The organism is Bacillus sp. NH11B, assembly GCF_001884205.1.
Classification (GTDB): Bacteria; Bacillota; Bacilli; order Bacillales; family Bacillaceae_G; genus Bacillus_A; species Bacillus_A proteolyticus.
Genome location: NZ_MAOG01000141.1, coordinates 68,192 through 87,077, shown reverse-complemented (window position 1 = coordinate 87,077; position 18,886 = coordinate 68,192). Strand labels below are relative to the sequence as shown.

Here is an 18,886-nt window from a genome sequence, read left to right as displayed (position 1 = left end):
TTTACCCTTATACTTTCTTTCTCCTCAAGGCTATAAATATTGATATTAGTCCGTTCACAGCTAATAAAATTACTGTAATACTAGTGAGTAAAGCTACATCTGCTGCAAACAATTTAATCGTATGCCACGGTGAATTTGTGCAATAAATAAGAAGTGGGATCAAAATAATAGATAATAGTAGAAATATACTCCCAACGAACAGCCAAGTTAGTTTTTTACAAGTTTTCTTACGTTTATACTTTTTCACTAACATAATTGATGTAAAAATAAGTGAGAGTGTGACTATCGACATAACAATCTGTGTGAATGGTATGTTTTTAGGGATATCACCAGGTTTTTCCCCATTCAAAATACTAATAATCCCCTTTTTCAATACCGTTAATGCTGTTTCTTCTAATACATGATTTTTATTCGTTAAAATCACGCCAGCCCAGCCACTTTTATTTAAAGTAAACATTTCTGCACGAGCATCAGGCGTTGATCCTGAATGCCAAACCATCGTTTCGCTTTCATTTATATTTGTTGTTCTTAATCCAAACCCATAACTTTTTTCTGAATTTATTTTATAAAGCGGTGATAGATAAAGATCCATGCTTTCTTTCTTTAAAAATTGAGTGTGGTCTTGGTGATTCAAAAACATTATAAATTGAATCATATCTTCCAAATTCGCGGTAATATAACCATACGGTGCCCCAGCATTATCATAGGACACTACACTTTTTCTAGGTATACCAAACCAAGATTGATAACCTGTTAAATAGCCTTTTTCATATGCACTTTCTTTATTTGCCGCTGCGCCATTCATTTTTAAAGGCTGAAAAACATGTTTTTCTATATATGAAGAATATGTTTCATTTGTGACTGCCTCAATAAGGGCACCAAGTATCATATAATTTGCATTACTATATTGATACTTTTCCCCTGGTGGAGCATTTGATTTTACTTTTGAAAGTTTCATTACATTTTCCTTTAATGCTTTAGAACTCTTTAATTGTTTATCTGATAATGCTAAGCCTTCATATGTGTTTATTCCACTTGTATGAGTTAGTAGATGTTGGATTGTTATATTTGAAGTTGATTGTGTATCTTTTAGTTTAAACGAAGGAAGATGTTGTTGAACTGAATCCTCTAATTTTATTTTTTTATCTTCTATTAACTTGACTATAGCTAAAGCTGTTAAAGATTTACTTATTGAGCCAATCGCAAATGGGGTTTTACTAGTTACCTTTTTTTCAGACTCCCCAGTAATCCCCCATGTTTTTGTGAAGAATACATCTTTATTATGTACAATTGCAACGGAAGCTCCAGGAATGTTCTGTTCCTTTATAAATTTTTCAATATATTTATCTAATGTAACTTTAATATTTTGCTGAGCGTAAACTTTTGGATGTACGATACAAAACATTAATACATTACAAAGAATACAAATTAGAAATACTTTATACATGGTTTTCTTCATTATACTTTAGATAACTTTCTTTTTTTATAACTTACTAAGCTAATAAATACTACTACAGAGAGCGTAAAACTAATCATTATTAATATAGAATTCCACCATTGATTCTCTGCTATACGATATAAAAGATTATAATTAAATGTATTTTTTCTATTAGTTCCGTTAAATGATTCAGTTAAAAATAGTGAAAGTGTAGTTTGTGAGATGAGGTAAGTAATAACTGCGATGAATATGCCACCTAAGATAAATGTGCTCGAATTTCTCTTTTCATTTTGAAGTTGTCTCATTTTAACTTGTTGGTCAATTTCACTTATTTCTAAAAAATCTTGAACAAATAATTGAGGCGTACCTAGATCATTTATACTATCCTCTCCATTTTCACAACATTCTTGAATATGCTCTAATATTTGTTGCTTAATATTTTCCCTTTCTTCTAAGCTGATATCGTATTGCTTTAATTCCTTAAGTACGTCAGTTAAAAATTGCTTTTCTTTACCGTTTAATTCATTCCTCATTTCAGAAGGTCTCCTTTCAAACCACTTTTTAATAATGTTTGAATATCAGATTGCAATTCTAACCACTCATTAATTTTTTTCTCAAGACGTATTTTCCCGTTTTCATTAATTTCATAATAGATTCTAACTTTACCACTGTCTGTTACTTCTTGATAAGTATTTACCCACTCTTGATTTTTTAACTTAGTTAAAATAGGGTAAATACTTCCTACTCCTTTCAATTTTAAATTGTGTACTTCAAGTTCTTTCATAATTTCATAACCATAGCTTTTCTTTTTCGACAAAATAGATAACACACACATTTCTAAATGACCTTTAATTAAACTTGTTTTGTCCATAGGATAAATTTAACAGAAATATACACTTCATTCAAGTATATATTTCTGTTAAATTTAAAAAATCAGACAATAAAACAAAAAAGTTTATAAACACCAATTAGCATTCATTACCTTTATTTATCTCTAATCGTCACTTTTATAATATAATAATTACATAATATATCAATCGTTTATCCCTTTTAGTTTTCAATCCCCCTGACTCTTTTACTTCTTTCTAAAGTGAGAAATATTGTATGTGAGACATAAAAACACTAAAAAATCCAACTTCTTAATTTTGACATTAAGAAGTTGGATCTTCTTTCATTATTTCATAATAATCATACTGTGCTATTACATTCACCATTAAGAATACACGCTTAATATTAATTGAGTTAGTGGTTTTAATAACACATAAACTAATAAAATTTTACTTATTAATCTCCAAACATTCATAAACCGCCATCATATCTCGTTTATCCAACTCACGAATACGATTAAAAATAGGTATATCCTCAACAGCTTCCGTTCGTAAACTTTCATCCACAACATCACTAACTTTTCCAGTTAACCATGTTTGTACATCCACGCCCTCAACAATTTCTTTTAGCCCTTCATCATTAATACCAGTTGCATTACAAGTTATACATGGAATTGTTAATTTAAACACGCCATCATGTAGATTATCTTCGGTTATAACTTTTTTTCCGTTACAGAATGGACATGGGTTGCTTTTTTTTATTTTATTAATTTGGGTAACTAATTTTTTATAACCAAATGCTTCATACACATATGTTAATTTTTTATATTTTCCATTTGTGAAATACTTATCTATGATAGTTTCTCTTGTTTCATTGATATTTTGGAAATCACAAATAGTCACCTTGTTATTATTGCTGATTGATTCGATATTACCTTTAATTTCGCCCCAGAATGGTAAAACATTTTGTAGCACCATTTCATAGTTTGAAAAGCTTGCTTGTTCTAATTCAAACATTTTCAGTGCGACTTGTGTTTTCCTAGGCAGTAAAGAGACATCTTCTGTCATAATCATATTGTCACCTATGATAGTTTTCAATTTGATGAGTACAGGTAAATCTCCTACAATTTTTATTATTTCATTAAGCGGCTGATTAATAATTTCACGAATATCTGTATCTCCAAATTTAAGCAGTTTATGATGATTTAATACCGTCCCTTCACAAATTGGACATGTCATCATTTCTTTAGAAGTCTTAATATCTTCTTTAATAGCTGCTTTAGAAATAACAATATATCCACCAATAATTGTATTAAATCCTACCCATGTTCTACGTGTCTTACCTTTCTTATCATAGAAGGACTTATCAAAATAGCCGTACCAAAATGTATGTTTTTCTTCCTCAGACATATCATTATAGCTCTTTGACAAATCATGACCAAGCTCATTTTTAATTTCTTCAAATAGAAATTCAATTTTTTCATATTGATAAAATTTTAATACTTTCATGATTTCCGGATCAAATAGACCATCCCAAAATGGAACATTTTTATCTTGAATTGTAATTTCTTTATCAAAAACTTCAATTTGAAGACGTCCCGAACATGATGGGCAATGATTATCCTGAGAATAGAAATCGAAGCTTCTCGTATCTTTATTAGTCGGATGAGCAGCTACAATATGATTGATCAATCCACCAATTTCATATAAGAAACTATATTGACTATATAAATGTCTTTCAAGATCAATAGCAACAACAGGTGCAATTGTATCAGATTCATATTCACCGTAAATTAAACGAGCCATTGATGATAAGCTTTTTAATATTCCACCTTTATAGATGTTTTCTGCATTTTTAAAATAATCAATATGATTTTCTTCTAAATAACTAATTCCATTTTGTTGATTCAGTGTTGAAGAAATATGTATTTGCCCAGCATTATTCACACTGCTCTTTTGACGATAATAATCATCATGACTTACTACATCAAGATGCTCTATAGATCCAAGCTGCCTTTTTCCGAAATCGACGATATAATCAGAACTTTCTAGCATGTAACTGTTATGCTCAATCATTATGATAGAGACTGATTCATCTTGCAATATCTCTCTAACACTATCTATAAATTGATTTAAAATATTTTGCGATAAACCTTTTGAAGGCTCATCAAAAATAAACAATGTATGTGGATTTCTTGTTTTTGCAAATAACTCAGAAACTAAATGAACACATTGAAACTCACCCGTTGATAATGTTTGTGTTTTTCGTTCTAATGTTAAATAGCCCAGTCCTAATTTGATTAGTAGGCACAAGCGTTTATAAGCAATATCTTCATTTGGAATTTCATCAATAATATCCTCAATTGAGCGCTCAAAAATATCATCAATTTCTTCACTATACTTTGTCAGTTTCTTTTTAATATCTAGGAAAGTTGCTACAGTTGACCGACTTGTAATCGATTGATTTCGATCTTGCCCTACCATAACTAGTTTATCTTTTGGATATCGTTTCAAGAAATCTTTAGCTAAACACTCATTGACAAGTGTAGATTTCCCGCATCCAGACTCTCCTGTAACAGTTACAAGTCTATTTTTAGGAATCTGAAACTCAGTCATTTGGATATTTCGGCAATATAATTCATGGAATGTATAATATCCTGTTGGCATTTCGTAATTTCGTTCCGATAGTATTGGCTTTGGCCTTGGTGATTCTTTTACGATTTTCCCACCATATTTTCCACTACCAGGTCCGAAGAACAATTGCTCATCTGTTGTATCCAGTACTGTATCTGAATGATCAATGAGCCAAATTTGGTTTTTACACCCTAATTGCTTGATCTCTTCTAATATTTGTAATAATGTTTCATGATCAAGTCCAACTGAAATCTCATCAATAATAATTACAGCATTTTCACTTACTGCCATGAATTCAGCTAAGTAAAGTCGTGTTAATTCTCCACCTGACAACGTACCCATAATTCGATTTAATGTTAAATAACCAATGTTCATATTGATAATATTTTGCAATATATGTTGTTTTGCTTCGCTAATAGTTAATTCTTCTGCTAATGAAAGAATAGATTCAACACTTAAATCGTTAATATCTGAAATTGTATGTGATTTAGCAAACAACTCAATAGTACGTTGTTCAACTTCTTCACTATAACGTTTCCCCTTACATTTTTTACACTCAATATTTTTAGTAGTACCACGCCCTTTACAGCCAGCACACCAACCTAATTGATTATTAAATGAAAAGACTTCAGGAGAAAGATTAAATTCTTCCGCTAATTTTTCACGAATCTCTTTAAAAACACCTGTATGAGTACCAATCGTCGAACGCGGATTGGAAGAAATTGATGATTTCCCTAAAAAAAGTACTAAAGGCATTTCTTCCATTTTAATTGCACTAAAATTAGTTTCCATAATATTAGGAAATAAATATTGATATTCAGCCTTTGGCAATAAGGAAACTAGACGCTTCTTTGATTCTTCACCAATTGTTTGACAAAGAGTTGTTTTTCCAGACCCAGATAAACCAGCAATGCCAAGTGATTTATTAAACGGAATAACAGTATCAAGTTTATTTATGTTATTAACAATTAATTGATTTATTTTCATATTAACCTCTATTCTTATTTTTCCACAAAATCATTTTTATAATATAATAATTACATAATGAATATTACCTATTATACAATTATCCTCTCACTTCTTGAATCTTATCCTTATATTTCCCGAACCATTGTTGCCATTCGTTTTCGGAAAATTCTTTCTCTTCTTCTTCTAAAACGGAAGAAAAAAGATCTAAACAAATATGCCAACCAGCTATATCTTTCGGTGTATGGTCAGTTAATTCATGAATGTATTCTTTAAGAAGTAAAAGCGAACCATTTTCCTCTTTATGTATTTCAAATCGGACACGATCTTTATCCCATGTGAATTCAAGTACTGAATTTAGTTGGCACTCTAAAATATCAATATTTAAAAATGAACCATCCATCATGTCGAACTTTATAATTCCACCTGTTTTAAGGTTTTCAATTTGTAAATTGGACATCCATTTTTTAAGCTTGCTGTTTTCAGTTAAAACAGACCAAACTTCCTCTATTGTATTGGGAAATTGGCGTTCAAATTTTATAATATAGCCATCAGTTTGTTTCTCTATTTGAGCTAACATATTTATTCCCTCCTACTCTTATGTAGAATGTATGTTCTTGTTTTATTTTACACGAATTTATGTATAAAAGAAATCTCTATGGCAATGAAATATTAATTTAATGTGTGAATGGTATCTTAAACATTGATTGATTTATTATATATTCTCTCCATGTGTTTATTACAATAGGCGTACCTCAACATTTCCGTAAAAAAATTCAACATGAGAAAACGTTGATTTATTTAATTTATATGATATTTCCATTAAATATTTAAAAGCAATTTCCTTTAAGATAAATGGTGTTAATAAGAGCTAATATAGTATTCAAATCAAGTTATGTAACGTTCAAAATCACTTATTATGTATGTCTAATTCCTTGCAAAACGTAGGTTTACAAAACAAATAAAAAAAGCCGCATTTGCGACTCATGAACTGATAGAACTAACACCTATTTTAGGTGAATGACTTACCTTTTAATCGCGTCAACAATTAGCGATGGAAAACCAAGTTTATCGCCTCTATTTCTAGAATCATACCTTTTCGAACGGAAAATAACGCCGTCATTCGCATCCCATTCTGTGTAATAAAATTGACCATTTTCATCACAATATTCAAGTAAAACTACCTCAAATCCAGCAATTTCAAACATTTTCGTTAATGTTTTATAATTATGTACGATTTTATGGCTTGCAGCTGGGTGGTCTTTCGGGCCAGGTCCGCCTATTTGAACTATATTTTGGTAGGTTTCATCTCGGAAAAATGCATCAGGGACTCCGCACCGAATATGACCTGATGACTTTAAAAATTTATAACAAATTTCAGCTGCTTTTACACCTTCTTCAAAAGTAAGATGTTCCCATACATGCTCAGCTAAAATAGCTGAAATGGAATTGTATTCAAATCTTTCTTCCCAAGTGGTATTGTCTAGTAAGTTAAGTTCATTTTCTTGGGTTTGAACCCAGCCTGGATTATTATTAAATACTCCAGCTCCGACTACTACTTTAATTTCACCTTGCTTAATTGCCATCACTTTCACCTCATAAATCTTTTAATGTATTAATATATTCTATGTTTAATATATACTTTCCTTCTTCAACTAAAGTGCCAGTTAGCTCAATAAGACAGATAACAAAACTTCTGTTGTTTTTACTTATCCTCCCACATACAGCAAAAACGTTTATAGTACAAAATAAAAAGCGAAAAGAATAATTCCTTCCGCTTTTTATAGCAATAAATACATTTCATATTGTGCTAAAGAATTCTTTTCAAATCCAGTTTTCTTTAAAAACCCTTCCAGTAAATTGTTGTTTGGAAACCCAATTGATAAACTTGATAACTTTAATTCTTCACTTGCTACCTGTAATAATTTCGTCCCAACACCAATATTTCTATAGTCTTTGTCTATAAAAATAAAACTAATTTTTCCTTGTTCATTTACACACACAGAACCTTTTATATCACTATCAACATATGCAGCGTAAAATGTATGATTTGTTTTTTCGATATAATCAATATCATTTTGCCAATTTATATGGAAGTTTAACCATTTCTGAATTTCAACTTTAAATGTTGGAAATTCTAATTGTTTTACTTCAATATTTTTATTACCTTTATTCATTATTTCAGTTAAATCATTTAAATTATAATAAGAAAGATCATATACTTTTTCATAACCTAATTTGTTATAAAAATGAATCGCCCGATCGTTTCCTACAATAACTTCAAGAAAAAGTTGCTTACATTTATTTTGTGTCGCTTCTTCTTTATGTAACTCAAATAACTTTTGACTTACACCAATGCCGCGAAACTCTGGATGAACCGCTAATGTTCCGCAGCGCATTGTTTTTATACTTTCATATACCTTAATACCACCAAGTATTACACCAATACATTTGTCACCGTCTAACGCAAGAAAAGAGTGTTCTAGCGAATTCCCTTCTGGCCCAAAAAATCTTTTTATAAAATCTTCTTTTGAAACTTCCATTTTAATGATGTAATCTGAAAATCCATCCTTAAAAGCTTTATACACTAAATCTATACTTACTTCACTACATCTTTTGTATTGAATCATATAAGTATAATCCTCCGCTTTGATTTGTTATAAATTGCATTCAAATACATGAAATGAATTCCCTACACCATATCCATCTTTTATTTCATGAACAACAATTTGACTAAATCCATTAGCAATAAGTATATTTTCAAACTCTTTTAAATCATATAGTCTTATAAGAAAATCCATAATCTCAGTTTCTTCAATTTTCTCATCATGAACGACTTCATATTTCAGTATAATATTCAAAAGTTTTTGCGCCTTATCATATGACACTTTTCTATACTCAACAATTAATTCATTATTAATTTCTTTTCTATTTGTCTCTATCCAATCTAGAATTTGTTCTGTCTCACTTCCACCTTGTACAATTGTTAGAAGCAATTTTCCATTTTTCTTTAAGTTTTTTTTCATATTTTGAAGACTAATTTCTACTAAATTATCAGGTAACAGTGAAAATGAACCTATAGGAATCATAATAAGATCATATTTTTTATCACTATGGTATTCTTCTATTCTCCCTAGTGACACAACCGGTTTTAAGTTTAATTTTTCCGCTTTCTCTTTACACACTTTAAGCATGTCTTCTGAAAGGTCGAATCCTTCTATATTCACACCATTTTGTATAAAAGGAATTAGCATTCTACCATTTCCGCACATTGGCTCTAACACTTTCATGTTTTTGTCTTTTGCAAAAGAAAGATAAAAATCCAATTCTTTTCCACTCGCAATTGATTTATCACTTTCATATATCTTTGTACAAAGTTCTCCATAATACGTATGCAATTGTAATTCACCTCTTAATTTGAAATGAGTAGCCATTTCCCCTCTTGTTATCTATTGTTAACTACAGTAATCTCATAAACACGTAAAAAAGTAATTAAATGCTCACATGCTCGTTCACATGCTAACATTTTAAAAACCTTTTGTTCTTCTTTCGTTTTGTCATTCGCTTGATCTGAGGCAGCTTTTAAACATAGAAATGGTTTTTTATTTATATGACATACATAAGCAAATGCGGCCACTTCTTGATCAACGGCTAAAGCGCCGTAAACAGTATGCAGTAAATATCTCATTTCTGAACTTCGAATACGTTGATCTCCAGATAGAAATGTACCAAAATGGACCGGATCATACGAACGTAATTTCTTCATTCGTTTTACGAGTGATTTAGTTGTTTCAATAGGTGCTGTTCTACCATCATATAGATTAAAACTATCTTCTCCTGAACCAGCCGCTGTAACATCATGCTGCAAAGTATTAAGAGCTACAACGATATGTCCATTTTTCACTTTATTTGATAAACTCCCGCAAATTCCTGTCATAAATAATTGGTCTGGCTGAAATTCACTAATTAATAATTGTACACAACTAGCACAACTTACTTTTCCAACACCTGTCACAACTGATATCACTTCTAATTCATTAATAAAATGAAAATGAAATTCCCAAGCTGCTATCTTCTCTACACGCTCACTTGGATAATGTTGATGCAAATACGTAAGTTCTGGTTCCCATGCGGATACGATGGCGATACGTTTCATTACACGCTTCACTTCCCCTATTGTCATTGAAATAAGCTATCTATACTTTCTCGTTCATAATCTGGTACCCACTCTTTATACTTCTCATATAAATCCCATATCATTTCTTTATTCTTCGCGATTATTTCACATCCTCTATCATCATAAATAAACATGATGATATCCTTTGTTACATTTATAAAAAATACATCTGGATATGAAATTTCTTTTTTTCGTCCTAGGTGTGGACGTAGGTCAGGGAAATCCTCATGATTAACAGCTTCAATAAGCGGTTCATATTTAATGTCTTCCGCAAAACATTGTAAAGAAAATTGATATGTACAATATAAGTCAGCTTCTTCATCTTCAAATAGAAAAGGTAATGTTTCTTGTCTTATATGAAACTTTAAATCCCTCTTTTTAATAAATCTATTGTATACATTTATTTTCTGCGAATTTTTTATATTTTCCTGTTTAAATCGATAAACATTTGTGACTAAAAAGACGGTATCTTCTTTTGAAAATATATCTTCAAATAGATTTTTATTATATCTATATAGTTTTATGAAATATTCCATATTATACGTGTTACTATCTTCTTTGAATTGATATTTATCTTTCCCAAAATCAAAATGAAGATGATTTTCCCACTGAAAGTATATGGACGGTACTAATGTAACTCCTGGGAATGTTTGATTCATATACTCTTTTAATTTCATTTTTATACCCTTTCTACTCTACAATTTCTTTTAAATACCAATATGCTTCTTCTAGCCACGGGTGTATGACTTTTAATGCATCTTTTCTTTCCCACAAATATGAAATATATACAATAGCAGCATGTTCTAAAGAGTTTCCTAAAGCTTTTTTTACATTTATTAAATATGGAGGTGTCCCTATTTGATCCCATTCTAATTTATCAGCAACAAATAGTACTAAATCCATCTTTGTAGCATGTTTACGCAAAGTAGTGTGGCAACAGATAGCATTTAAAACTTCTTCATCCTCTATTTTAAATATCTCTTTTGCAATTACTCTCGATAATTTTTGATGGATAATCATTGGAAATTCTCGTTCTTCTTGTAATATTTCTATACCAAATTTTTCAGCAACTGCAATCCGTTCTTCGTTCGGAAAGATTGCACTAATATCATGTAAACATCCTGCAATCGCTGCTTTTTCTTTATCTTCATAAAATATTCCCGCAATTTTTCTTGCCTCATTTGCCACACGAATTGAATGTTTATATGTAAATTCTTTATTGTATGTTAATAAAAAAGCTTTAATATCATTTTCTATTTTTTCAGTTGGAGTAAATGAATATATATCATTATATAACATAGCAAGTCCCCCTTATAACTAGCTTTCAATATAACGTGAAATTCAAATATCCTTCTTATTTTGTATTCGTTATAATTGTGTTAATTCCTTTTTAATACGTTACGTGAAATTTTATGTAGAAACATTACTACAAAATACATAAATGTTTGATATTATAGTAATGTTGATGATTTGTAAGGAAAGGAACTATATGATGAATAAAAACATATTAATTATTGATGATGATAAAGATATTGTAGAATTACTCGCTGTTTATTTGCGAAATGAAGGTTATAACATTTATAAAGCTTATGATGGTGATGAAGCATTACAAATGATATCTACATATGAAGTTGACCTTATGATTTTGGATATTATGATGCCAAAACGAAATGGATTAGAAGTTTGTCAAGAAGTGCGTGAAAATAATACTGTACCTATCCTTATGCTTAGTGCAAAAGCTGAAGATATGGATAAAATATTAGGACTTATGACCGGTGCAGATGATTATATGATTAAACCGTTTAATCCACTAGAATTAGTTGCTAGAGTGAAAGCATTGTTACGTAGATCATCTTTCCAAAACGCTGCCACACCAAAGAATGAAGATGGTATTATTCGCATTCGTACAGTTGAAATTCATAAACATAATCATACGGTTAAAGTAAATGGTGAATATATTAAGCTCACCTCTATCGAATTTGATATTTTATATTTACTTGCGAGTAATACTGGAAGAGTATTTAGCTCTGAAGAGATATTCGAACGCGTTTGGAATGAAGACGGTTATGGTTCTAATAAAACGGTTATGGTCCATATTAGTAATTTACGCGATAAACTTGAAACCGTAATGAATGGTGAAAAACTAATTCATACGGTTTGGGGAGTAGGATATAAAATTGAGAAATGAAGCATTTGATATATTAAAAGATATACCAAAGTGGAAGCTTATTTTTTGGCTTTTATTAGCTATCACTCTTACACCTATTACCGAATTAATTATATTCCGCCTCGTAACGAGTGTAATTGAGAGTTCACTTACTCTAAGCGAACTAGGTAAAGAATTCATTCGAATTTTTGGTTATGAAAAGTATAGAGGGATAAAGGAATCTTTATGGATGATGATCGTTTCTTATTTGTTTTTATTTTCTATTTTCTCATCCTATCTTTACATTTTTTATCGTCATGAAAGAAAGCTTTACTATGAAACTTGTATTAAAAAAATGATTGAAGAAATTCGATATATTGCGAGTGGAAACTTTAATCATAAAGTTTCTATTGTACAGCATAATTATTTAGAAGAATTAGCAACTGGCGTTAATCAAATTGTTGAACAGTTAAAAGTATCAATTGATGAAGAAAGACAGGCGGAACAAGCAAAAAGCGAACTAATTACGAATGTATCACATGACTTACGAACGCCTCTTACATCTATAGTTGGATATGTGAATTTAATCCATCATGATAATTATAGAGATGAAGTGGAATTGCGTCATTATATACAAGTCATATACGATAAAGTAACCCGTCTCAACGCATTAATGAATGATTTGTTTGAATATACACGTGTTCAAAATAAAGAGTTAAGTTTAAATTCTGTTCCTATTGATATTGTAGAATTGCTTGGACAATTAACTGTCCAATTTCGGATACAGCTTCAAGAAGCTAATATTGAATGCCGCCCTTCTTTCCCCTCTCAAAAGCTAATGGTACTCGCTGATGGGGATAAATTAGTACGTGTGTTTGAAAACCTAATCATAAACGCTATTACTTATGGAAATGATGGAAATCATATTGATATAACAGTTTACGAAAGCAATAATATGATCGCAATTGATATAACAAATTACGGACAAGCTATCCCAAGTACTGATTTACCTCATGTTTTTGAACGTTTTTATCGCGTAGAGAAATCGCGATCAACAAACACCGGCGGATCTGGGCTCGGATTAGCAATTGCAAAAAGTATTGTCGAACTGCATAAAGGAACAATTGAAGTATATAGTGATGATGAAAAGACAACTTTCACTGTAAAATTACTTCCATATAAATGTTAATAAGGCATATTTTTAGGTTCAATTTCTTATCTAATAAGAAATTGAACCTTTAATTTTCCATCAAAATCCAAAATTAAAGAATTCCTTAAAATTCTTTAGAAATTCTTTACCTTTTCTTTCTTACTAATTAAGCATTGCTTCTTACAATAATATTATTGATGTAATTGTAGGAGGATCGCGTATGCAATTTTTTAAAAAAATAACAATTTTATTATTATCTTTTCTTATTACTGCACTTATCGTTTTATATTTTTATCTTTATGTAAATGGTCCAACTATTCGAGCTAAATCAGCTATTTTAATAGATACTAATTCTGGTGAAATTGTTTATAAAAAAAATGAACGTACTCCTATTCAGTCGGCCACTTTATCTAAATTAATGACAGAATATATTGTGATGGAACAACTTCATGATGGCAAAATACAATTAGATGAATCTGTGAAAATTAGAAACGAAGTTTTTCAAACAGAAACAATTCCGATCCAAGTAACATCAAAGGATAACACTACTGTTCGTGACTTACTTCATGCTTTGCTTCTAACCGGAAATAATCGTTCTGCGCTTGCACTTGCAGAACACATTGCTGGAAATGAAGATAATTTTACATCGTTAATGAATGAAAAAGCAAAACAACTAAAGTTATCACAACAATCTCCATTTTTAAATTCAACCGGAATAAATAGTGAAAAGAATAGACAATCAATTACAACTGCAATAGACGCAGCCGAAATAGCTGCACAATTAATAAAAGACTATCCAGATGTATTAAATATTACTAAACAAACCTCTTACCAATTTACCTTCAACGATGTTCAAGTTTTCAACACAAATAAAATGATTTATTCTCTTAATAAAAACATTAAATTAAAAGGTGTTGATGGATTACAATCTAGTCTGTCAACTAACGGTAATTACAGTTTTGTTAGTACAGCAAAACAAGGAGACACACGGTTTATTTCTGTAGTATTAGACGCCAATGAAGAAAATACGGCTTTTGTTGAAACAAAAAAGTTACTTCAATACGGTTTTGAACCTACCTCATATTCTGCACTCCAAGCTTTCAAAGACACTATTACATCTTGGACCATTTTACTTCAGTTTAAAAATTTAATCATACAAACGGTTATAATCTTTTTAATCATTACAATCTTAATGTTTTTACATATACGTCAGAAAAAATCCGAGGACTTTAACTAACCGTTCTCTTTTATATAAAAAACCGACTTGCATTTAGCAAGTCGGTTTCTATATCTATAATCCTCTTCCAATTAAATTCGCTGAAACGGGCTGAAGATTTAATTCTCTTGCCCATATAGATATCTGACCAATATGATGAATTTCATGTGCAATTACATGCCTTAAAACTTCACCGTATTTATATGTTTTATCTGTCCATGAAGCTTTCAATATTTTTGATTCGAAGTCGCCAGACCATAACTGCAAAAAGTTATCTAATTCTCGTCTATATAAATCAGATAATGCTTTCACTTTTTTAATTGATTGATAATCTTTAAATTGTGGTTCGCTATCCTCTTTTTCTTGAAGCGCACTAATCCAGCTATACTCAACATCTACAATATGGAAAAGTGTTTCTAAAATACTCCCAACACCTCCAACACGTTTGCGCAGCAATTCCTCCTCTGTAAGCTGTTCACACCACTTAAACCAATCATCTCTTACTTGCCAATTGTAATAAAATAGCGTTTTCAAATTGAAGCACCCCACTTTTTTATATAGACAGACATGTTCCATTCGTATATGATTCATTTTTCAATTAACTTTGCAAAATCACATTTCTTCTATTGAATTCCTCTACTATTTGCACAACTATTTCATTTACAGATAAAGATCCATCCAAAACGATATCTGAATTCGGCTTTACCGTATTAATCGCCTCTAAATAAGCTTTTCTCGCATGTGTCATGTAATGTTTCAAATTATTATGTATTTCACTCATTGTATCTTCTTTAAAATCTCTCAAAATTCTTCTAGCCATCGCAATATCTAAAGGTGTATCGATAAATATAGTTACATCAATGAATTGTCCCACTTCTCTATTTAAGTATGCAAAAGGATAATCTACAATAATATAATCTAAACTACTATCTTGTATAGAACGCTGAATGTCATTCATTAGCGGTGTAAGTACCCATTCATCGTAATTAGCTCCATCATCAATCCATTTACAAATATCAACAGGACAGTTATCAAATTTATAACTATCAAAATATAGAGCCTTTGAGTTTTTCAACTCATGAGCTAAACTTTCTGTAATGGTAGTTTTACCGCCCCCTGAAACAGCTGCAATTGAAATTATTTTTGTTTTTTTATTCACGATTCCCACCAAACCCCTTTTGTTAACATAATATAATTATAAAATACTATGATTTATTGTTCCATTCATATTCTAACATACTCATTTCCCATAAATTCCAATACGTTTCTCCTACTTTTTTTGACTCTCTTAATAAACCTTCTTTTACAAAACCTATTTTTTCGTAACAAGAAATAGCTGACTTATTAAAGTCATAAACACCAAGAGTTACTCTATGTAGTTTTAATTCTTCAAAAGCAATGCGAAGTACGGCTTTCATCATATGTTTTCCTATAGAACGCCCTCTCATTTTCGTATTACCAACTAGCACTTTTCCAATTCTAGCAGACTTATTTATATTATCTATTTGTCCAAGAGAAATATGACCAATAACTGCTTTAGTCTCCTCATCTATTATTTTGAATGCCAGTGTGTTTGCACTTTCTGTATATTTCTTTAATTGCTGTTCATTTAAAGGGTATGTAAATGCATTTCCCGACCATTGTATTAAAAATTCTTCGGAATTAATCCAATTTATTAATTGTTTGAAATCAGATCTTTTAAAGGGCACTAATTTAATCAATCTCATTCTCCTTTCGTGCATCACTCTTTATAGCCTCAAACCTATTTCTATATAAAGAATATATTCTCCTTTTATACGAAATTAAAATAAAGCCATTCATAAGAATGGCTTTACAAAAAACAGCATAATTATGCTTTGTTTGCTACGTCAACACCATTAAAATCAAACTCAGCGGTAACTGTTGTAACAGGAGGGAAAATTGCTTCAATTTTACAAATGGAGATAATTACTCCAACAGCTCCAGGAATAGCTGCAAGCTTAACAACATCACAACTGACAGACGAAACAGTACCTACATAAGTACGTCCCTCTGTATTAATTTGAACTGTTCGATTAATTAATTTCTTAAGCTCATCTCTAATTCCTTGTACACAAGAATTATCACATTTCTCATGCTTTTCTTTGTTACACTCTTCGAATATCTCCCAACAATCATCCTGTTTACATGTACACTTCTTTTTACAATTATTAAATCGAGAACCCAAAACCTCACCCCCTAATCCTTTCTATTAGTAAAGTATGTCCACTAGCTTAAAAGTGTACGAGGCAAACACATAGAAAGAAAAAAACAAACAATTGTACTAAACATTCTTTTCTTTATTAATTTATAAAAACAATCCTCTAACAATTAGAGGATTATTTAATGAGTGGACTTGGATTTAATTCTACTGAATTTAAAGTTTAGACAACCTCTTTATCAAATTAATCTTTTTTTTAATAAGCCAGCTTCTTTAAGAGTCACCAGCTTTTCCTATTATTTCACATATACATAGGCTTTGTTTGCAGTAATATAGTATGTTTTTCTTTTGCTGTTGTGAAATATACAATTAGAAAAGCGTACTCCAAAATAAGATATTATTTAAAATCATAACGTTTCTTTCAACAAGTGTTTGTTGATTAATATTATAACCAGAAGTTCTCTCAACTCTTTCTTGAAAATTAGCATAGTTTGTATGAATTCTATATTTAGTAGAAAGCACTCTATCATATAAAAGTAAAATAATAGGTTAATAAACAAGCCATTCTTTTACTAAAACATAGGATAATAGTAATCCTATTGAAGGGAGGTATAAAAGAATGTCCTGGAAAAATGATTGCTGGAGTTCTAAGAAAAAGCATTGTTGTGATGACTGGTGGAAATCTAAAGAAAAGAATCATTGTGATGATGATTGGAGTTCTAAGGAAAAGCATTGTAATGATGATTGGTGGAAATCTAAAGAAAAGAATCATTGCGATGATGATTGGAGTTCTAAACGAAATAAGTGTCGTTGTAAGTGTTTCTTTATTTGTTGTCATTGTAAAAGAAAAAATTGGTAATATTTTCAATGTCAACTTAAAGGAAAAAATATGTCTTTTGTGACCGATAAATAATAGAATGTAATATACAAAAAGCTGACTCTTATAAATCGACTTTTTAATTCCTTCACATACACATAAGCTTTATTTACAATAGTAAGTTTTTCCTTTACTATGTGCACTTTGTATTACAGTGTTCCTGTAACACATAATTTTGCATCAATAACAAACCCTCAGCATACTCACTTCATCACTGCGACAACATAGGGTTTATCATTTCACGTTTACTATGAGTTATCCATATCTTATATTTTGTGTAACTAGCCCAAACGCTAAATCCCTTGGTATTACTAGCATCATACACTTCGTCTTTAAAGTTACATAAAGCATTAACAATGAGTAACTATAAATTAGCATTCGTGTTATTCTTCTCTGTCTACCACATGAGCTCTCCTATGTAACTAAAAAATACAACTTAAATGAGTGGTCTTTTTACAAGTAACAATTTTTCTTTTATGCAAGTGAATAAAAAGATTACATTATCCCTCCAAATGTAATTGTTCCTAGTAAGCCTAATAAAACAAATCCTGTCAAACAAACAAAATCAGCAAGACAAATTGAAGACTGCGATAACGGCACAAATGACCTACTTGTATTAGATCCATAATGTTTTATTTTCTCATAATTTATTTCTAACATTACTTGTAGACATGATACACATTCTTCAGTTGTTTGAATAGATTCATCTTCTAATCTCTCCAATAACCTACTATTAAGAGCAAACGGAAGCGAATACTGCTTGTCTAATTTCATATTTTGATAAATTAATTGTAAACGAGATAACATATTATTTTTCTTTTTCTCAGATTTCACTTTACTTTTCATATTATTAAATTCATTTAATAACATCGTCAATTCATCTCTGCAGCCATATAAATCTTTAGCTATTCTTCTTTTTAGTTTGTACGAATGAATAATTGATTTAATTTCAATCATTTTATTACACTTCCTAATTAAATTTTATTTAACCCAATATTTTATAAATAAACAGTACTTTTAAATACTATTTAAAATACACTTAAGTATCTTGATTTACTATCGATTAATATTACATTAACCTTACACATTTGTAATAACTTCTTTAAAACCCCTCCCGAACGAACATGTGTTTCTTCTCGGTCAATTTTAGGTCAGAAGTTAATTGCGTCATTTATACAAACACCCCTGATCTATTTTGTTAATAAAAAATAAGAAAGCGGACACCAAACTACAGAGCAATATAACAACGCCCTTTTTAGTTTGATGTCCACTGGTT

Annotated in this window: 20 protein-coding genes; 4 read left to right on the top strand and 16 right to left on the bottom strand. The window is 30.3% G+C overall.

The features are described from left to right. Positions 1-7: 7 nt before the first annotated feature. The 11 genes from BAU27_RS26865 to yqeK form a co-directional block, all read right to left on the bottom strand. Positions 8-1,459 (bottom strand): serine hydrolase domain-containing protein, encoded by a 1,452-nt coding sequence (locus tag BAU27_RS26865; protein ID WP_071772556.1) that lies wholly within the window; start codon positions 1,457-1,459, stop codon positions 8-10. After that, a complete protein-coding gene (locus BAU27_RS26860; protein WP_071772555.1) occupies positions 1,459-1,971 on the bottom strand; it encodes a DUF1129 domain-containing protein in 513 nt (170 codons plus the stop codon). Before BAU27_RS26860 ends, BAU27_RS26865 begins: the two co-directional genes overlap by 1 nt. Then, the gene (locus BAU27_RS26855) at positions 1,968-2,273 is read right to left on the bottom strand and encodes a PadR family transcriptional regulator (RefSeq protein ID WP_002192887.1); all 306 of its coding nucleotides are present in this window, start codon (positions 2,271-2,273) and stop codon (positions 1,968-1,970) included. The genes BAU27_RS26860 and BAU27_RS26855 overlap by 4 nt, the downstream gene beginning before the upstream one ends. A 442-nt stretch (positions 2,274-2,715) precedes the next feature. After that, positions 2,716-5,886, bottom strand: a complete 3,171-nt coding sequence (locus BAU27_RS26850; protein WP_071772554.1) for an ATP-binding cassette domain-containing protein — start codon at positions 5,884-5,886, stop codon at positions 2,716-2,718. Positions 5,887-5,965: 79 nt separating this feature from the next. Next, complete coding sequence (locus BAU27_RS26845; RefSeq protein ID WP_071772553.1) at positions 5,966-6,445, bottom strand: SRPBCC family protein; 480 nt, start codon at positions 6,443-6,445, stop codon at positions 5,966-5,968. Between the two features lie 445 nt (positions 6,446-6,890). Beyond that, on the bottom strand, positions 6,891-7,451 hold the full coding sequence (locus BAU27_RS26840) for a class I SAM-dependent methyltransferase (protein ID WP_071772552.1): 561 nt from the start codon (positions 7,449-7,451) through the stop codon (positions 6,891-6,893). Between the two features lie 195 nt (positions 7,452-7,646). Continuing rightward, positions 7,647-8,495, bottom strand: coding sequence for a GNAT family N-acetyltransferase (locus BAU27_RS26835; protein ID WP_071745975.1), 849 nt, complete (start codon positions 8,493-8,495; stop codon positions 7,647-7,649). 27 nt (positions 8,496-8,522) lie between these two features. Further along, entirely contained in the window at positions 8,523-9,263 is a 741-nt protein-coding gene (locus BAU27_RS26830) for a class I SAM-dependent methyltransferase (RefSeq protein ID WP_071772682.1), read from the bottom strand. A 47-nt stretch (positions 9,264-9,310) separates the two neighbouring features. Beyond that, positions 9,311-10,048 carry a 5'-methylthioadenosine/S-adenosylhomocysteine nucleosidase gene (mtnN, locus tag BAU27_RS26825; RefSeq protein WP_175546571.1) on the bottom strand — a complete coding sequence of 246 codons (738 nt, stop codon included), beginning with the start codon at positions 10,046-10,048 and terminating at the stop codon, positions 9,311-9,313. Then, positions 10,045-10,719 carry a DUF3885 domain-containing protein gene (locus BAU27_RS26820; RefSeq protein ID WP_071772551.1) on the bottom strand — a complete coding sequence of 225 codons (675 nt, stop codon included), beginning with the start codon at positions 10,717-10,719 and terminating at the stop codon, positions 10,045-10,047. The genes mtnN and BAU27_RS26820 overlap by 4 nt, the downstream gene beginning before the upstream one ends. Before the next feature lie 13 nt (positions 10,720-10,732). Beyond that, on the bottom strand, positions 10,733-11,341 hold the full coding sequence (yqeK, locus tag BAU27_RS26815; protein WP_071772550.1) for a bis(5'-nucleosyl)-tetraphosphatase (symmetrical) YqeK: 609 nt from the start codon (positions 11,339-11,341) through the stop codon (positions 10,733-10,735). A 193-nt stretch (positions 11,342-11,534) separates the two neighbouring features. Between yqeK and BAU27_RS26810 the strand changes: the two genes are divergently transcribed. From BAU27_RS26810 to BAU27_RS26800, 3 genes are all read left to right on the top strand, one after another. Continuing rightward, a complete protein-coding gene (locus BAU27_RS26810; RefSeq protein ID WP_033656750.1) occupies positions 11,535-12,230 on the top strand; it encodes a response regulator transcription factor in 696 nt (231 codons plus the stop codon). Next, entirely contained in the window at positions 12,220-13,377 is a 1,158-nt protein-coding gene (locus BAU27_RS26805; protein ID WP_071772549.1) for a sensor histidine kinase, read from the top strand. Before BAU27_RS26810 ends, BAU27_RS26805 begins: the two co-directional genes overlap by 11 nt. 181 nt (positions 13,378-13,558) lie before the next feature. Continuing rightward, a complete protein-coding gene (locus BAU27_RS26800; protein ID WP_071772548.1) occupies positions 13,559-14,575 on the top strand; it encodes a D-alanyl-D-alanine carboxypeptidase family protein in 1,017 nt (338 codons plus the stop codon). A gap of 54 nt (positions 14,576-14,629) precedes the next feature. Here BAU27_RS26800 and BAU27_RS26795 read toward each other — a convergent pair whose 3' ends face one another. The 4 genes from BAU27_RS26795 to BAU27_RS26780 all read right to left on the bottom strand — a co-directional run bounded on the left by BAU27_RS26795 (position 14,630) and on the right by BAU27_RS26780 (position 16,760). Further along, positions 14,630-15,088: a DinB family protein gene (locus tag BAU27_RS26795; RefSeq protein WP_071772547.1), complete on the bottom strand. Its 459-nt coding sequence runs from the start codon at positions 15,086-15,088 to the stop codon at positions 14,630-14,632. Positions 15,089-15,152: 64 nt separating this feature from the next. Continuing rightward, complete coding sequence (locus BAU27_RS26790) at positions 15,153-15,713, bottom strand: nucleoside/nucleotide kinase family protein (protein ID WP_071772680.1); 561 nt, start codon at positions 15,711-15,713, stop codon at positions 15,153-15,155. Positions 15,714-15,759: 46 nt separating this feature from the next. Continuing rightward, the gene (locus BAU27_RS26785; RefSeq protein ID WP_083596190.1) at positions 15,760-16,281 is read right to left on the bottom strand and encodes a GNAT family N-acetyltransferase; all 522 of its coding nucleotides are present in this window, start codon (positions 16,279-16,281) and stop codon (positions 15,760-15,762) included. Positions 16,282-16,403: 122 nt separating this feature from the next. Then, positions 16,404-16,760 (bottom strand): hypothetical protein, encoded by a 357-nt coding sequence (locus BAU27_RS26780; RefSeq protein WP_071772545.1) that lies wholly within the window; start codon positions 16,758-16,760, stop codon positions 16,404-16,406. Positions 16,761-17,332: 572 nt separating this feature from the next. Here BAU27_RS26780 and BAU27_RS26775 point away from each other — a divergent pair. After that, positions 17,333-17,635 carry a hypothetical protein gene (locus BAU27_RS26775; RefSeq protein WP_368087162.1) on the top strand — a complete coding sequence of 101 codons (303 nt, stop codon included), beginning with the start codon at positions 17,333-17,335 and terminating at the stop codon, positions 17,633-17,635. Positions 17,636-18,105: 470 nt separating this feature from the next. Here the strand turns inward: BAU27_RS26775 and BAU27_RS26770 are convergent, their stop codons facing one another. After that, on the bottom strand, positions 18,106-18,567 hold the full coding sequence (locus BAU27_RS26770) for a homoserine dehydrogenase (RefSeq protein ID WP_071772543.1): 462 nt from the start codon (positions 18,565-18,567) through the stop codon (positions 18,106-18,108). Positions 18,568-18,886 lie beyond the last annotated feature (319 nt).